Here is a 16,039-nt window from a genome sequence, read left to right as displayed (position 1 = left end):
ATAAGCGCTGGAGGGCGACCGGCTGTTAGTCGTTCTGCATAAAGAAATCGCGCAGGTAGCGAAACAGTTTGCGCTGATTGGTGGGCGCTTTTTTATTGGCGATTTCTTTGTTCGATTCGCGAATCAGGGCGCGTAATTGCTGGTGGTCGACCCCGGGGTAGGCGTCGAAGAAGGCGCTTTGGGCATCTTTACCTTGCTCCAGCAATCGCTGGCGCCAGTCTTCCGCCATGCGGTCAAAGCGCAGGTGTTGATGATCCTGCTCTTTGTGCTTTTCCAGCACGGCCCGGATTGCGTCTACATCGGCATTGCGCATCAGCTTGCCAATAAACTGCAGTTGCCGGCGGCGGGCTTCGCGGGACTTGATGCGATGCATGGTGTCGATGGCGTCTGTGAGCTCTGCATCCATCGGTACTTCCGCAAGCTTGGCCGCGTTCAGCTCGGTTAACTGCTTGCCCAGTGCCTGAAGTTCATGCATTTCCTGTTTGAGCTGGGTCTTGCTCTTCGGCAGGTCCTCGTCAAATTCGTCGTGTGAGTCAAAGTCGTCGGAATTGTGCATAAAACATCTCAAGAAATTTGGCGCTCCACGGCGGGAACGGCATCAGGCGAAATACAAGGTGGCGAGGCCGAGGAAGGACATGAATCCTACCACATCGGTCACCGTGGTCAGTGCCACACCGCCGGCCAGTGCGGGGTCGATGCGCAAGGCGCGGAGCGTCACCGGCAAGATGGCGCCGGCGAGTGCCGCGGTAATCAGGTTGATGACCATGGCCGCAATGATAATCCAGGCAATGCGGTGATCCCCAAACCACAGCGCGGTGATGGCACCGAGGACCGCGGACCACAGGATGGCATTTAGCGCCCCGCTGGCCAGCTCCCTAGACAATAGCCAGCCCAGGTTACTTTTGCCGATTTGGCCGAGGGCCATGCCGCGGATCACTACCGTAAGCGTCTGGCTGCCGGCAACACCGCCCATACTGGCGACAATAGGCATCAACACCGCCAGGGCCACTACCTTGTCGATGGTGCCCTGGAACAGGTTGATAACCCAGGACGCCAGCAGTGCGGTGAGCAGGTTGACCCCGAGCCAGATAGCGCGGCGGGGAGCGGTGCGGGCGACGGTGGCGAAGGTGTCTTCTTCCTCGTCGAGACCGGCAAGGCTCATTAGTGAGTGGTCTGCATCTTCACGGATCACATCCACCACGTCATCGATGGTGATGCGCCCGAGCAGGCGCTTGTGCTCATCCACCACCGGCGCGGTTACCCAGTCGTATTTGGTAAACAGCCGCGCCACTTCATCGTCCGGCATATCGGCGGGGATCGGGTCCACATCGGTCACCATAATTTCGCGCACGGTGACGGACGGATCTGTGGTTAACAACTTGGTCAGTGGCAGCAGGCCGATAAAACGGTCTTTGCGGGTCACCACAAACAGGTTGTCGGTGGACTCGGGGAGTTGGTCGTGCCGCCGCAGGTAGCGTAAAACCACATCCAGAGTGAGGTTGGGGCGCACGGACACGATCTCGGTGTCCATCAGGCCGCCGGCCGTTTCCTCATCGTAGGCAAGGACGCTTTCCACGCGCTTGCGGTCGCTCTCGCTCATCGCCGAGAGTACCTCTGCCATTACCCGCTCCGGCAGCTGCTGCAGGATATCGGCGACGTCATCCGCATTCAGCCCCTCCATGATGGTTACCATTTCCTTGGTATCCATGGTGGACAGAATCTGGCTTTGAACTTCGTCGGGGAGTTCTTGCAGGACTTCCCCTTCCACGTCCTGGTCGATGAGTTTCCAGAGGACCTGGCGGATGTGTGGGGGCGAACTTTCCAGCAGCTGGGCAATACTCTGCGGCGACAGGGATGCCAGCATCTGCTGTACTTCCCGGCCGGTGCCGCTATCCAGCGCCGCATACAGCTCGCCGAGCTGCTTTTGCGCGCGGAAGGTAAAGTCCGTATTGGTGGCGGGATTAACCACGGTGTTTCCTGCTTGCTGGTGGTATTGCGCGAATGCCGCGTATGGCAATTAGGCCGTACGCTTACTCACCCTCACCGAAGCGGTCGTTGATCAGTGCGCAAATGGCTTCGTGCGCGGCGTCTTCGTCGCGGCCGATGACTTCCAGTTCCAGTTCGATGCCCTTGCCGGCGGCCAGCAACATTAGCGCCATCACACTCTTGCCATCCACCGCCTTGCCCTGACAGTGCACCTTCACCTCGGATGAAAAACGGGCGCTGGTTTGGGCAAACTTGCTGGCGGCACGAGCGTGCAGTCCGAGCTTGTTGATGATGGTGATCCGGCTTTTTTGCATGGGCGCTGTTCTTCTGGTTGTCGGTGCGGGTAGTGAGGCATTCCCTGCGGGCGTCAGCCCCGCTTTTTTTCTTGTTCCCGGTGGCGTACCTGGATGTTTTCAAAGGTCTCGGCGAAATGCTTGGCGAGAGCTTCCACCATATACACGGAGCGGTGTCGGCCGCCGGTGCAACCAATCGAGACCGAGGTATAGCTGCGGTTGCTCTGCTGGTAGGAGGGCAGCCAGCGCTCCAGATACGCGGTGATATCCCGCTGCATATCCTCAGTTTCCTGATGTGAGCACAGAAACTCGGCGACCTCCGGGTCCTTGCCGGTCTTCTCGCGCAACTCGGGTACCCAGTAGGGGTTGGGCAGGCAGCGCAGGTCAAACACCAGGTCCGCATCCACGGGTACCCCGTGCTTGAAACCGAAGGACTGGAACAGTACCGCCATGCCCGGTGAGTCCTTGCCCACCACGCGGGTCTTAATCTGGTCTCTTAGCTGGTGCAGGCTGAGATTACTGGTATCGATCACCAGATCGGCCATGGACGCAAGTGGCGACAGGATCTCTTTCTCGCGATTGAGTGCTTCCAGCAGATGGGTATGGCTGTCGCTCAATGGATGCTTGCGGCGAGTCTCGCTAAAGCGCTGTACCAGTATCGGCGAGCGTGCGTCCAGATAAACCACGTCGCAGTCCACGCCATTTGCGCGCAGGTCATCAATGATCTTGGGGGCTTGAGCCACATCTTGCCACAGGGTGCGCGCATCAATTCCCAGTGCCAGCTGGGTGTTTTCCTCCGGCGGCTGCTGGCTAACGCGGCGCAGCAGGTCCGGCACCAGGCTGGTGGGAAGGTTGTCGATACAGTTGAAACCAACGTCTTCCAACAGCTGTAGGGCAGAACTTTTTCCTGAACCCGAACGGCCGCTGATAATGACCAATCGCATTGCTGTGGCGCTCCTTGCTGGTTGGCTGGCACCGGTTTTGGTGTGGTGGTGGCGAACCGTGCCAGTATAAAGCAGTCACCCCGGGTAGCGGGGTGGAAATTTATGCCGCTGCAGCGCTGTTAATGGCCAGCGCGTAGAGTTCGTCGCTGGTGGTGGCGTCGCGCAGTTTTTCCCGCACTCGGCTGTCGCTGAACAGGGCGGCAATCTCCGCCAGGGTGTCGAGGTGTTCCTGCTCTGAGTCTTCGGGGACCAGCAGCGCAAACAGCAGGTCCACGGGCTGGCGGTCGATGGCATCGAAGTCTACCGCAGGTGAGGTGGTGCACAGCACGCCAATCGGCTTTTCGCAGCCGGGCAGGCGGCAGTGGGGGATAGCGACCCCTTCACCGATACCGGTGGAGCCCAGCCGTTCACGGGCGACCAGCTGGCTGAATACCGTGTCGGCATCGAGCTCGGGGAACTGTTCAGAGATCGCCTGGGCGATATTGAGCAACAGCTTCTTCTTGCTACTCCCCGCCAGGTGGCAAAGGCTCAGGCGGGGAGAGAGTAATGCTTCCAATGTCATAACGTACAGATGATCTAGCGGTGCAGGTCAGCCGTTGCCCTTGGGTACTTTGGGTACTGAGACTAGCGGTGACTGCGTAACTTCTCTTTGTGTTTCAGCAGCTGACGGTCGAGCTTGTCCGTGAGCGAATCGATCGCTGCGTACATATCGTCAGATTCCGAGTCGGCAAAAATATCCTTGTTGCCGTTTACGTGCACTAGGGCCTCGGCTTTCTGAGTGAGTTTGTCGACAGACAGAGTGACCTGTGCATTGTTGACGAGGTCGTTGTGGCGGGAGAGCTTGTCCAGTTTGGTCAGGCAGTAATCGCGAATGGCCGGAGTAACTTCTACATGGTGACCACTGATATTGATCTGCATGGATTTCTCCTTATTGGGAACAACACGAATCCTGTCGCACCCCCGCACAGGGCGGCAACCCTACTAGGAAGTGCGTCAGAATGGAAGGATACACTCGGCGCAGGGCTATTGGTTGTGCGGAATACTGCTTTCGGAGCTCGAAGTAGTCACTTTGGGAGGCGAATTCTCGCAAGAAAATGACCGGTTTGGTTAGACCAGTCGCTTGCGCTCGCTGGAAGAGGGGATGCCCATGGATTCCCGGTACTTGGCCACAGTGCGTCTTGCGACTTTGATGCCCTGGGCGTCCAGTTCCTGGGTGATTTTGTTGTCGGATAGTGGTTTGCGTGGCTGCTCACCATCAATCAGCTTGCGAATCAGCGCGCGAATGGCGGTGGAGGAGGCGTCCTCACCGGAGTCAGTACTCACGTGGCTGGAGAAGAAGTACTTGAGCTCGAACACGCCGCGAGGGGTGAGCATGTACTTCTGGGTGGTTACCCGCGAGATGGTGGACTCGTGCATGCCGATGGTTTCGGCAATATTCGCCAGCACCATGGGTTTCATGGCTTCGGGGCCCTGCTCGAAGAAGCCCTGCTGTTTTTCCACGATGCTACTGGCCACCTTGAGCAGTGTCTCGTGGCGGCTCTGCAGGCTCTTCAGGAACCAGCGAGCCTCTTGCAGGTTGTCCCGCAGGTAGTTGTTTTCGCTGGAGTTATCCGCCCGCTTGATTAGTGCGGCGTAGGTGTCGTTGATACGCAGCTTGGGGGTGGTTTCCGGGTTTAACTCCACTACCCAGCGATCCTGCTTGCGGGTGACGATGACGTCCGGGACCACATATTGTGGCTCCTCGCCGCCAAAGGCTTCACCGGGGTAGGGGGTGAGCGTCTGAATCAGGCGCATGACCTCGCCGAGCTGTGTCTCATTGAGTCGGGTGCGCCGACTTAGCTGGCGAAAATCGCGTTTGCCCAGCAGGTCGAGGTGCTGACCGACCACGGTCAGAGCCTGCGCCAGCCAGGGCGTCTCCTCGGGCAGCTGGCGCAACTGCAGAATCAGGCTTTCGCGCAGGTCGCGGGCGCCACAACCAACGGGTTCGAGCTGCTGAATCGTCTTTAGGACCGCGGTTACCTCATCGGCATCCACTTCCAAGGATTCAGCCAGTTCTTCCACGCTCGTGTCGAGAAAACCGTTCGGGGCGATAGCGTCAATGAGTGCTTCACCGATCTGCTTGTCTGGGTCGGTGAGTGGGGTGAGGTTCAGCTGCCATAACAGGTGATCCTGCAAGCTTTCGGAGACCGCGTTGCGCTGCTCCAGCGTGTACTCTTCCGTTTCCGCCGAGCCGCTGCTGGTGCCACCGGAGTAGATATCATCCCAGCGGGTATCTACCGGCAAATCATCGGGGATGTCGCTGTTCCAGTCCCCCTCGGCGGTGGATTCTGCCTGGGGCTCTGGTGTGCTCTCGGTACGCTCTTCGGCTTGCTGGGCTGGGGTGTTCTGGTCCTGGTGGGACTCGCCGGCGTGCTCGTCAAAATCCGACTCGAGCAGCGGATTGCTGTCCAGTGCGGATTGAATTTCCTGTTGCAGATCCAGCGTCGACAGTTGCAGCAAGCGAATAGCCTGCTGCAGCTGAGGGGTCATTGTCAGCTGAGTGCCGAGTTTTAACTGGAGTGACTGCTTCATAGAGGGTTGCCGGCAGAAAAATCTGGCGATGACCCGTCGCAAAGAATTTTATTCCTTTGGCGGCGGGATAAGGCTCATTTCCTGCAGACTACCCCGGGGCGGGTAGGAAGACAAGGGGCAAGTTAAGCAATAACTATGCCGAAAAAGTCACGTCTTCCGGTTTAGCGTGTATACCCGTGACCAAAATCTCTATTTTTGATTATTTTCGGAAAGCTTTTCCGAAAAAGGCTCAAATTGTGAACTGGTGGCCCAGATACACATCTTTCACTCGTTTGTTTTCGGCGACGTCTCTGGGGTTGCCCGAGGCGATGATGTGGCCTTCGCTGACGATATAGGCGATTTCACAGATATCGAGGGTCTCGCGCACATTGTGGTCGGTGATCAGGACGCCAATGTCGCGATCCCGCAGGTGACGAATGATCTGCTGAATATCGGCTACGGAGATGGGGTCAACGCCGGCAAAGGGCTCGTCCAGCAGTACGAACGCGGGGTTGGTGGCCAGCGCGCGCGCGATTTCCACCCGGCGGCGCTCACCGCCGGACAGTGCCATGCCAAGGCTCTCGCGAATATGTGTGATGTGGAACTCTTCCAGCAAGGACTCGAGTTGCTCTTTGCGCTGTGCGCGGTCGAGGTCTTTGCGGGTCTCCAGGATCGCCATGATGTTGTCCTGTACCGACAGGCGACGGAATACCGAGGCTTCCTGCGGCAGGTAGCCAATACCCTTGCGGGCGCGACCGTGCATGGAGAGGCCGGTAATGTCCTCATCATCGATCATTACCTGGCCGGCATCGGCCTGTACCAGGCCCGCAATCATGTAGAAGCAGGTGGTTTTGCCGGCGCCGTTGGGGCCGAGCAGGCCTACAACCTGCCCGCTGGATACGCTCACGGACACGTCCTGAACAACTTTGCGCTTTTTGTATTGCTTGGCGAGGTGTAGCGCCTGGAGCGTTGGCATTGCTTGATTCCGCTGTCAGCGCGCAGCGCGCTGCTTGAGTTTGTTGGGTTTGATCTTGTTGGTACAAGAGGCGGGGTTACTGCCCGTCCTGCGCCGGCTTGGCTTCCGGCTTCCAGATCATCTCGACCCGTTTCTTTTCTGACTGGCCCTGGGCCTGCATCTGCTCGCTGTTGAGGTCGTAGTCGATACGCTCGGCAGACAGGGTATTGCCATCGCGATCCACAAAAGCTTCACCGGTCAGCTGCAGGGCATCGCTTGCCACCAGGAATTCAATTCGCTTGGCACGGGCCTTCACCGGGTTGGTGCTTTCTTCTACTTGCTGCTGGAAGTGCGCAGGCTTGCCGGTGGCGACCACCTTGTTGATTTCGCCCTTGCTGTTGCCGTGCACTTCTACTCGGTCTGCGCGAATCTGCAGCGAGCCCTGGCTGATCACCACGTTGCCACTGTAGATCGACAGGTTTTTACTGCGGTTGGCCTCGAGGTTGTCGGCGGAGACTTTGACCGGCTGCTGTCGATCGTCGGGCAGTGCAAGTGCCTGGGGAGCCGCCAGTACACAGGCTGCGGCGAGCGCGAGTGCGGCGATTTGCCCGCGGGAATTAGCGAGTTTCATAGCGACTTTCCACATTGGAGAGTATTTCTACCTTGTCTTGTTTGAGGTCTGCCCTCAGGCCTTTGCCGGTCGTGACGTTGGCACCATCGGTAATGGTAACAACTTTGTCGGTTTCGGCGAATTCCTCTCGGGGCTTAAGAACGATTTTTGGGGTGCGCAGGGTGATTCCCGGTTGCGGCAGCTCGGCGACGGAAACGTCTCCCTGCAATACAACTCTCTGGCCGTTGTTAAAGGCGATTCCCTTGCGGGACTCGGTGCGCCATTTTGTGTCTTCACCCTGATAAAACATCATGCGCGGTTCGGTGAGGTCCGCGCGGTCGCGGCGGGCAAAGCGAAAGAAGGTAATACGCTCGGCGTCCACTTCATAGGCGAGATTGCCATCGATGTTGTAGTGGCGTGTACGCGCATCGCGAATGATCAGATCCGCGGCGCGATTATGTTCCTGTTGCGTGGGGCGTTTGCCCAGTAACTGCTCCGGGGGACTCTCGGTAAACCAGAGTCCAGCGGAGATGAGAACCACCACGATCACCAGGGGGAGCCAGGTGCGCATTCCTTTGTTTCTTCCTTCTTCAATCTGCTAAATAAGGAGCGAGGGCGGCCTCAAAGGTTCCCTGCGCATGCATAATTCGGTCACACACCTCTCTCACTGCCCCCATGCCACCGCGGCGCTCGGTGACAAACAGCGCGCGCTCCAGCACCGGGTGCGCAGCATCCGGGACCGCAATCGGGCAGCCTACTCGGGTCATCAATTGCAGGTCTGGGTAATCGTCGCCAACGTAGGCGATATTATCCAGATCGTAGGGCTCATTGGCGAACAGCTCGAGGAATGCAGTGTACTTGTCCTCGCGGCCCTGGATCAGGCGGGTGATGCCCAGGTCATGTGCCCGCTTCTCCACCAGGGAGCTGCGGCGACCAGTGATGATCGCCACTGCTACACCCGATTTCTGCAGCATTTTGATGCCGTGCCCGTCTAGGGTGTGGAAGGTCTTCTGTTCGTTGCCCTGGTTGTCGAAATACAGGCGCCCGTCGGTGAGCACGCCGTCGACGTCCAGGATCAGGTGGCGCACCTTGCTCAGCTTTTCGTGAATCTGTTGGTGGCTGGCGGTGGAAGTGGGTTGGGTCAAAAGTATCGTCCTTCAATACGGTCAGATAACGCCGGCGCGCAAAACATCATGCATGTGCAGCAGGCCGATCGGGTGGTGTTCTGGATCTTCCACCACCAGCGCGGTGATTTTGTTGTCTTCCATAATGCGCAGGGCTTCGGCGGCGAGCGTGTGTGCGCTCACCGTCTTCGGGCGGCGGCTCATCACCTGTTCCATGGTGGCGGTATCCAGCTCCAGCTTCTGGTCGATGACCCGACGCAGGTCACCGTCGGTGAATACCCCGAGTAACTGCCCGTTACTATCCACAACCGTGGTCATACCAAAGCCCTTGCTGGTCATTTCCAGGAGCGCTTTGGACAGTGGGGTATCCGGGGATACCTGGGGAAGCTCTTCGCCGGCGTGCATGACATCGGCGACTTTGAGTAGCAATTGTCGGCCGAGCGCGCCGCCGGGGTGGGAGAAGGCGAAATCCTCCGCGGTAAAGCCGCGGGCCTCCAGCAATGCCACCGCCAGTGCGTCACCCATCACCAGGGTGACGGTGGTGGAAGACGTTGGCGCCAAATTCAGCGGGCAGGCTTCCGTCTCAACGGCAATGTCGAGATTGACGTCTGCGGACTGTGCCAGTGGGGAGTCTGCTTTGCCGGTCATGCTGATCAGCGGAATGCCCAGTCGCTTCAAGAGCGGGAGCAGGGTGAGTACTTCTGCTGACGAGCCAGAATTGGATATGGCGATCACCACGTCGTGGCGGGTGATCATACCCAGGTCGCCGTGGCTGGCTTCTCCAGGGTGCACAAAAAAGCTGGGCGTACCGGTGCTCGCCAGGGTGGCGGCGATTTTTCGACCAATATGGCCGGATTTGCCCATGCCGGACACGATAACTCGGCCGCTACAGGCCAACATAAGCTCGCAGGCGCGGTGAAAGCTGTCATCAACGCGCGCTTCCAGTGCCGCCACAGCGGCGGTCTCCATAGTAATGGTGCGGCGTCCCGCCTGGAGAATCAGGTCTTTACCCATCGTTTGTCTCACTGTCTCGGGGCAGTCTCTAGCGTAGCTTTGCGGAAGCCATCTGCTCGGTTGGCAGAAGTGCTAACCTATCAATATTGGCTCAAAAAGCGGCGCCTCAAGGCAAAGTGACCCAGTGCCGCTTGTCCGCGGGGCCGCCATGGTATAGTTTGCCGCCGCTATTGTCAGCTGTAGAGCTGGGGCGAATACATATTCCGCCTTTTTGCGTCAGTCAGCGTGATTTTTCGGCGTCCCATGACACTTTTTGGCGTTATGGGCATCCAAGGGACGAATTGCCAATGGGAGATGATCTGTGAGTGCACTCACTTCTACCTTTATTTCTACCGATAGCACCGGAAAACGTTCCGGCTCTGTTGTAGCGCGCGTCGTGCGCAAATCGAGCCTGTGGATGTCTGCCGCGCTATTGTGCCTGGTGGCGCCCTTCGCTGCGGCCGCTCAAAACCCGTATAGCCTGATAGAAGGTGTTTCCGGGCAGCTTTTGAATACCATCCGTGCAGAGGGGCAGCATCTCAGCTCCAACCCTCAGCGTTACTACGCCGCCGTTGATCGGGTGCTCGCGCCGGTGGTGGACTTCGATTTCATCGCTCGCGGGGTGATGGGTAGCTATGCGAAAAAGGCGACGCCCGCCCAGCGTGCCAAGTTCGCCAGCACCTTCCGTCGGGACCTGGTTGCAACCTTCGCTCGTGGCGTTGCCACCTTTGGTGACCTGGACGTAAAGGTGGTCAATCCGGGCACCGCCCCCAGCGGTAACCGCGTCAATGTGCTACAGGAAGTGCGCAGTAATGAAGGTTTGACCAAGGTTTCGTACACCCTGGTGCGCAATCGCAGCGGCCAGTGGAAGCTGATCAATGTAATTTTGAATGGCGTAAACCTGGGCAAAACCTTCCGTGGGCAGTTTGCCCAGGCCATGCAGGCGAACAACGGCAATATCGACAAGGTGATTGCCGGTTGGTCTGCGGCGGACAAGGTTGCAGGCAACCCCTGATCCCTGAACCAAATTCATACAGCGGTGTGCAGTGGCGGTAACGCGGCTGCGCACCGGGCGCTATTCCAGTACACTTGCGCGCTCTTTGATATCCGATAGTAATTCCCTCCTATGCAGCCAGATCAAATCAAGTCCCTGATCGAAGGGCACATTCCCGGCAGTAATGTAGAGGTGGCCTTTGAAGGTAGCCACCTGCAGCTCACCGTGGTCAGCAGTGCATTTGACGGCCTCAGCCGTTTAAAAAAGCAGCAGCTGGTTTACGCGGCGCTGTCTGACAAGATTGCCGATGGCACCCTGCACGCGGTGCAAATGAAAACCCTTACGCCCGAAGAGGCTGGACTGTAATTTTTGTGATGCAGGTATTTTTCGCATCGCAATGGGAAACCAGAACGCATGGATAAACTGATTATCGAAGGGGGCAGCCCCATCTCCGGAACCCTCAAGATCTCCGGAGCCAAGAATTCCGCTCTGCCGATTCTTGCGGCGGCCCTGTTAGCCGATGGTCCCGTGCAAATTCATAATTTGCCGCACCTCAACGATATCACCACCATGATCACCCTGTTGCGGTGCATGGGGACCGAAATCACCATCGACGAGAAGCTGGGTGTGGAGATTGATCCGCGCTCGGTGAACGAGCTCACCGCGCCCTATGAGCTGGTGAAAACCATGCGCGCGTCCATCCTGGTGCTCGGCCCTCTGTTGGCCCGTCACGGTGTGGCCAATGTTTCTTTCCCCGGCGGTTGTGCCATTGGTAGCCGGCCTGTGGATATTCACCTGAAAGGCCTTGAGGCCATGGGTGCAGAAATTACCATTGACGAAGGTTTTATTCGCGCACGCAGTAATGGCAGTCTCAAAGGCGCCAATATTGTGATGGAAAAGGTGACCGTTGGCGGTACCGAGAACCTGCTGATGGCGGCTGTGTTGGCCGAAGGTACCACCGTACTGCACAACGCAGCACGCGAGCCTGAAATTGTCGATCTGGCTGAGTTCCTGATGGCGATGGGGGCGCAGATCGAAGGCGCCGGTACCGATACCATTCGCGTGCATGGCGTGGCGCGACTGAACCCTTGCTCCTTCTCGGTAATGCCGGACCGTATCGAAACCGGCACCTTCCTGGCAGCGGCTGCTGCGGCCCGCGGTAAGGTGCGCCTCACGCACACGCGCGCGGATATTCTGGATGCGGTGCTGGTCAAGTTCGAGGAAGCGGGGGCGCACCTCAGCATTGGTGATGATTGGATTGAGCTGGATATGAAGGGTAATCGCCCCAAGGCGGTGAGCTTCCGCACTGCACCGTATCCCGCGTTTCCCACCGATATGCAGTCTCAGTTCACTGCGATGAACGCGGTTGCGGAGGGTAAGGGCACCGTGGTGGAGACGATTTTTGAGAATCGCCTGATCCAGGTGCATGAACTCAATCGTATGGGTGCGAACATCATTCTGGAAGGCAACACTGCGATTGTCACCGGTGTGGAAAAACTCACTGGGGCACCGGTGATGGCCTCTGACCTGCGCGCATCCGCAAGCCTGGTTATCGCGGGCATGGTGGCCGAAGGTACTACCACCGTGGATCGTATTTACCATATCGACCGTGGCTACGAGTGCATTGAGGAGAAGTTGCAGCTATTGGGTGCGAATATTCGCCGCGTACCCGGCTAATCCTCTGCTGGCGAGTCGGGCGCGAGCCCGATTCCTTCTAGCGCTATTCTAGATTTGTATTGGCGCGGCCAAACAAGAGTCGATAAGCTCCCGGGGGATTTTGGGGGCGAAGCCCACGCACATTGGCCTGGATACCTCGGGCTTACAAACAATCATAATTGCTATGCAGATCACTATTGCCCTGACCAAGGGGCGTATTCTCAAGGAAACCCTGCCGCTGCTCGCCGCCGCAGGTTTGGAGCCAGCGGAAGATATTGCCAAGAGCCGCAAGCTGATTTTCCCAACCAATCAGGAAAATGTCCGTCTGTTGATCCTTCGTGGTTCCGACGTGCCTACCTATGTGCAGCATGGTGCCGCCGATATGGGCGTGGCCGGTAAAGATAACCTGCTGGAACATGACGACAGCAACATCTACGAGCCGCTTGATCTCAATATCGCGCGCTGCCGATTGATGACGGCTGGGATCAAAGGTGCTCCGTTGCCCAGTGGGCGTATCAAGGTTGCTACCAAGTTCGTGCAGTCTGCAAAGCGGTATTACGCCGCACAAGGGCGCCAGGCCGATATCATCAAGCTGTACGGCGCGATGGAGTTGGCGCCGCTGATGGATCTCGCCGACGAAATTGTGGATATCGTCGATACCGGTAACACGCTGAAGGCAAATGGCCTGGAAGCGCGCGATGAAATCGCAGACATCAGCAGTCGCCTGATCGTGAACAAGGCCTCCATGAAAATGAAATATGGCCCGATTAATGCGCTGATTGAGCAGCTGGCCGAAGCGGTACGCGCACGGGGTGGGGAGTAGTCCTCCATGAGTGATTTTTCCATACGCCGGCTGGATGCTGGTTCTGCCGATTTTTCCAGTGAGCTCGACGCGTTACTGGCATGGGAGTCGGTAGCCGATACGCGGGTTGAGTCGACAGTGGCGGATATTCTGCGCGAGGTGAAGTCCCGCGGAGATGCCGCGGTGATTGAATACACCAACCGTTTTGATCGCCGAGAGTTGCAGCAGGCACAAGACTTTTGTTTGCAGCGTGAAGATTTGAACGCAGCGTTGGCGCGCATCCCTGCTGATAAGCGCGCCGCGCTTGAGGCTGCCGCAGAGCGCGTGCGGGCCTATCACGAACACCAGCTGCAAGCGTCTTGGCAATATCAGGAAGCCGATGGCACGGTACTTGGCCAGCAGATTACCGCTATGGAGCGGGTGGGGATCTACGTACCCGGAGGCAAGGCGAGCTACCCTTCGTCGGTATTGATGAATGCGATCCCCGCGCGGGTTGCCGGTGTTGATGAAATATTGATGGTGGTGCCAGCCCCGGATAACCAACTCAGTGATCTGGTGCTGGCTGCCGCAGCTATAGCCGGTGTCGATAAGGTGTTTACCATTGGCGGTGCCCAGGCGGTTGCCGCACTGGCCTATGGCACTGAGACGGTGGCCAGGGTCGATAAAATCGTGGGCCCGGGCAATATTTTTGTCGCTTCGGCCAAGCGCGCAGTGTTTGGTCAGGTGGCCATCGATATGATCGCGGGGCCTTCGGAGATCCTGGTGATCTGCGATGGTGAGACCGATCCGGACTGGATTGCCATGGACCTGTTGTCGCAGGCTGAGCACGACGAGCAGGCCCAGTCGATACTGCTGAGCCCGGATGCCGACTTCCTAAATGCCGTTGAAAAATCGCTGCAAAAACTGCTGGCAGATTTGCCGCGAGAAGAAATTGCGAGCCGCTCGCTGGCGGATCGCGGTGCATTGATTTTGGTGCGGGATATCGAGCAGGCGATCGAAGTTTCCAACCGGATTGCACCGGAGCACCTCGAAGTGTCAGTGGGTGAGCCGGAGCAATATCTGCCGAAAATCCGCCACGCCGGTGCTATTTTCCTTGGTCGTTACACCGCAGAAGCGCTCGGTGACTACTGTGCCGGGCCCAATCACGTATTGCCCACCAGTGGAACTGCGCGCTTCTCTTCTCCCTTGGGGGTTTACGATTTTCAGAAGCGCAGCTCGATTATCTTCTGTTCGCCGCAAGGCGCGGATACCCTGGGTCGGGTTGCCGCGACGTTGGCGAAAGGAGAGGGGCTGGATGCCCATGCCCGCTCCGCGGAATATCGGGTGCGGGAAACTTCGGAATAATTGCGGCGATTTAGTCGCCTGAAGATGGTGTGGCCGGTGGGATTTTCGTTGCCTGCCAGGCCACTGCCTGCCATTTGCCATCCCGTTTCACGAAAGTGCCGGTGTTGAAGAACTCGGTTTTCTCGGTTTGCTTGCCGCCGGCGTCAACGGAACCCGGTTCAGCCACGAGCCGGAAGGCTATCACCGCGGTATCTCCGAAGAGTCGAATGTCGGTATCTTCGGCCCGGTAATCTACACTTGCGGTCGCTTTCTCGGTCTCGTTTTCCGCTTCCTGCATCCCCTGAATAATTTTTTGCTTGCCGAAGCGCTGCCCACTCGAGCTGGTGTAGATCAGGTCGTCTGCCCAGAAGCGCTTATGTACCTCGATGTCATTGGATGCGCCTGCGAGGAATTGGTCGAGCAGGGTGTTCAGGTCTTTTTGCTCGCTGGCGAATGCGTTACTTGCACACAGGATTACGAGTGATAGCGCTTTTATTCCGTTGTTTACCAGTGCCAAATCTCTTCTCCTCTTAACCGCTTTTTGCTTAGTTTTCTTCCGGCGCCGGGAGTGCATTACCGCCAGGTTTTTCTGAGACCGTAGCGCGGGTGGCAAGAACTTCGCCTTCGCGGATGTAGGTGATGGTCACAACCTCCCCGGGGCGCAGCGTTGCCATTGCAGCGTTGCCGTGCTTGCCGTCGTTAATCGGTGTCGCGTTGATGTGTGTGATGACGTCACCGGGCCGCAGTCCTGCCTCTTGGGCCGGGCCCTGATTGTAGATTGCGGTAACAATGACTCCGTTGGTGGAAGTCAGGTTAAACGAACGTGCCAGCAGTGGTGTCAGGTTTTGCGCTTCGATTCCGAGCCAGCCAGGTACCACACGTCCAAACTCGATGATGTCCTGCATCACTTTCAGGGCAATGTTCGATGGGATCGCGAAGCTGATTCCGCTGGTGGAGGCGGTTTGGTCGAGGACTCGTGTATTAATGCCGAGCAGCTTGCCGCGCGCATCGACCAGCGCGCCGCCAGAGTTGCCGGGATTTATCGCCGCGTCAGTTTGCAGGAAGTTCTGCAGGTAGCCACCGATACCGGTATTGCCCAGATCGCGCTCGGTAGCGCTGATGATGCCCTGGGTAACCGTTTGTCCAACTCCCCATGGATTGCCGATGGCGAGCACCACATCACCAACCTGCGCCCGGTCCGGGTCACCCATCTCGATCGCGGTCAGATTGGGGAGGTCTAGCTTGAGCACTGCAAGATCAAATTCTGCGGAGGCACCTACTAATCTGACTTGCCCCTCGCGGCCGTCTGCCAATACCACCGAGACCTGCTCGGCCCCGGAGATGACGTGGAGGTTGGTCAGCAAATATCCGTTTTCGCTCACAATAACACCGGAGCCGAGATTTTGTTGCAGGCGCTCTCGCTGCAGCGGAGTCATTTTGTTCAGGTAGTAGGGGAACAGGGGATGGTTAGCCATCGGGTGATTGCGCAGGGGTATCCGGCTAAACACGTTGACTACCGCGGGGCCTGCCAGATTGACCGCGCTGGCATAGGATACTGGGCCTGAGGTGGCGGCGCCCGGAGTAGGGGGTGTGGTAGTTCCGCGCAAGTGGGGAAACACCAGTAACAGTGCGGCAGCCACCGCCAGGCCAATCGCGGCGGGGATGGCCCAATCTTGCACAAATCGTTGTAATGACACCGAAGGCTCCTTGGTTTGAGGTCATTATACGTCTTTCGGTTCTGGTGTCCTCATCAGAAGTTCTAACGTCCGACCGTCTCTGCTCTTGGTGTGGTGGCGTTAATCCGTATAA

The 16,039-nt window shown here is 57.9% G+C and carries 19 protein-coding genes; 5 read left to right on the top strand and 14 right to left on the bottom strand.

Going from position 1 to position 16,039, the window contains the following annotated elements; genetic code table 11:
• Positions 1–25: 25 nt before the first annotated feature.
• The 12 genes from yjgA to KUV22_RS13760 all read right to left on the bottom strand — a co-directional run bounded on the left by yjgA (position 26) and on the right by KUV22_RS13760 (position 9,476).
• On the bottom strand, positions 26–556 hold the full coding sequence (yjgA, locus tag KUV22_RS13815) for a ribosome biogenesis factor YjgA (protein ID WP_222232055.1): 531 nt from the start codon (positions 554–556) through the stop codon (positions 26–28).
• A gap of 42 nt (positions 557–598) precedes the next feature.
• Positions 599–1,969 (bottom strand): magnesium transporter, encoded by a 1,371-nt coding sequence (mgtE, locus tag KUV22_RS13810; protein ID WP_222232053.1) that lies wholly within the window; start codon positions 1,967–1,969, stop codon positions 599–601.
• A gap of 61 nt (positions 1,970–2,030) precedes the next feature.
• A complete protein-coding gene (locus KUV22_RS13805; RefSeq protein ID WP_222232051.1) occupies positions 2,031–2,300 on the bottom strand; it encodes an HPr family phosphocarrier protein in 270 nt (89 codons plus the stop codon).
• A 53-nt stretch (positions 2,301–2,353) separates the two neighbouring features.
• Positions 2,354–3,223: an RNase adapter RapZ gene (rapZ, locus tag KUV22_RS13800; RefSeq protein WP_222232049.1), complete on the bottom strand. Its 870-nt coding sequence runs from the start codon at positions 3,221–3,223 to the stop codon at positions 2,354–2,356.
• A gap of 100 nt (positions 3,224–3,323) precedes the next feature.
• Positions 3,324–3,785 carry a PTS IIA-like nitrogen regulatory protein PtsN gene (gene ptsN, locus KUV22_RS13795; protein WP_029249935.1) on the bottom strand — a complete coding sequence of 154 codons (462 nt, stop codon included), beginning with the start codon at positions 3,783–3,785 and terminating at the stop codon, positions 3,324–3,326.
• Between the two features lie 62 nt (positions 3,786–3,847).
• Positions 3,848–4,141, bottom strand: coding sequence for a ribosome hibernation-promoting factor, HPF/YfiA family (gene hpf / locus KUV22_RS13790; protein WP_077405989.1), 294 nt, complete (start codon positions 4,139–4,141; stop codon positions 3,848–3,850).
• 189 nt (positions 4,142–4,330) lie between these two features.
• Positions 4,331–5,794 carry an RNA polymerase factor sigma-54 gene (locus KUV22_RS13785; RefSeq protein WP_222232047.1) on the bottom strand — a complete coding sequence of 488 codons (1,464 nt, stop codon included), beginning with the start codon at positions 5,792–5,794 and terminating at the stop codon, positions 4,331–4,333.
• Between the two features lie 229 nt (positions 5,795–6,023).
• Complete coding sequence (gene lptB, locus KUV22_RS13780; protein WP_222232045.1) at positions 6,024–6,749, bottom strand: LPS export ABC transporter ATP-binding protein; 726 nt, start codon at positions 6,747–6,749, stop codon at positions 6,024–6,026.
• A gap of 76 nt (positions 6,750–6,825) precedes the next feature.
• Positions 6,826–7,359 carry a lipopolysaccharide transport periplasmic protein LptA gene (gene lptA / locus KUV22_RS13775; RefSeq protein WP_222232042.1) on the bottom strand — a complete coding sequence of 178 codons (534 nt, stop codon included), beginning with the start codon at positions 7,357–7,359 and terminating at the stop codon, positions 6,826–6,828.
• On the bottom strand, positions 7,346–7,909 hold the full coding sequence (lptC, locus tag KUV22_RS13770) for an LPS export ABC transporter periplasmic protein LptC (protein WP_222232040.1): 564 nt from the start codon (positions 7,907–7,909) through the stop codon (positions 7,346–7,348). Before lptC ends, lptA begins: the two co-directional genes overlap by 14 nt.
• A 19-nt stretch (positions 7,910–7,928) precedes the next feature.
• The gene (locus KUV22_RS13765) at positions 7,929–8,483 is read right to left on the bottom strand and encodes a KdsC family phosphatase (RefSeq protein ID WP_222232038.1); all 555 of its coding nucleotides are present in this window, start codon (positions 8,481–8,483) and stop codon (positions 7,929–7,931) included.
• A 21-nt stretch (positions 8,484–8,504) separates the two neighbouring features.
• Positions 8,505–9,476 (bottom strand): KpsF/GutQ family sugar-phosphate isomerase, encoded by a 972-nt coding sequence (locus tag KUV22_RS13760; RefSeq protein WP_222232036.1) that lies wholly within the window; start codon positions 9,474–9,476, stop codon positions 8,505–8,507.
• Positions 9,477–9,777: 301 nt separating this feature from the next.
• Here KUV22_RS13760 and KUV22_RS13755 point away from each other — a divergent pair, with 301 nt between their 5' ends.
• The 5 genes from KUV22_RS13755 to hisD all read left to right on the top strand — a co-directional run bounded on the left by KUV22_RS13755 (position 9,778) and on the right by hisD (position 14,251).
• The gene (locus tag KUV22_RS13755; protein ID WP_224919147.1) at positions 9,778–10,470 is read left to right on the top strand and encodes an MlaC/ttg2D family ABC transporter substrate-binding protein; all 693 of its coding nucleotides are present in this window, start codon (positions 9,778–9,780) and stop codon (positions 10,468–10,470) included.
• Between the two features lie 111 nt (positions 10,471–10,581).
• Positions 10,582–10,815, top strand: a complete 234-nt coding sequence (locus KUV22_RS13750) for a BolA family protein (protein WP_222232034.1) — start codon at positions 10,582–10,584, stop codon at positions 10,813–10,815.
• A gap of 48 nt (positions 10,816–10,863) precedes the next feature.
• On the top strand, positions 10,864–12,126 hold the full coding sequence (gene murA / locus KUV22_RS13745) for a UDP-N-acetylglucosamine 1-carboxyvinyltransferase (protein WP_222232032.1): 1,263 nt from the start codon (positions 10,864–10,866) through the stop codon (positions 12,124–12,126).
• A 163-nt stretch (positions 12,127–12,289) separates the two neighbouring features.
• Positions 12,290–12,928 carry an ATP phosphoribosyltransferase gene (gene hisG / locus KUV22_RS13740; RefSeq protein WP_222232030.1) on the top strand — a complete coding sequence of 213 codons (639 nt, stop codon included), beginning with the start codon at positions 12,290–12,292 and terminating at the stop codon, positions 12,926–12,928.
• Between the two features lie 6 nt (positions 12,929–12,934).
• A complete protein-coding gene (gene hisD, locus KUV22_RS13735) occupies positions 12,935–14,251 on the top strand; it encodes a histidinol dehydrogenase (protein WP_222232028.1) in 1,317 nt (438 codons plus the stop codon).
• A 10-nt stretch (positions 14,252–14,261) separates the two neighbouring features.
• On the opposite strand, the gene KUV22_RS13730 is transcribed toward hisD, so the two are convergent.
• Positions 14,262–14,747: a nuclear transport factor 2 family protein gene (locus KUV22_RS13730; RefSeq protein ID WP_261319551.1), complete on the bottom strand. Its 486-nt coding sequence runs from the start codon at positions 14,745–14,747 to the stop codon at positions 14,262–14,264.
• A 28-nt stretch (positions 14,748–14,775) separates the two neighbouring features.
• Positions 14,776–15,927, bottom strand: a complete 1,152-nt coding sequence (locus KUV22_RS13725; protein ID WP_222232024.1) for a S1C family serine protease — start codon at positions 15,925–15,927, stop codon at positions 14,776–14,778.
• Between the last annotated feature and the right edge of the window lie 112 nt (positions 15,928–16,039).

This window comes from Microbulbifer agarilyticus, from assembly GCF_019800665.1.
Classification (GTDB): Bacteria; Pseudomonadota; Gammaproteobacteria; order Pseudomonadales; family Cellvibrionaceae; genus Microbulbifer; species Microbulbifer agarilyticus_C.
Note: the sequence above shows the minus strand (reverse complement) of the source record. Positions and strands in the feature narration are given on the sequence as shown.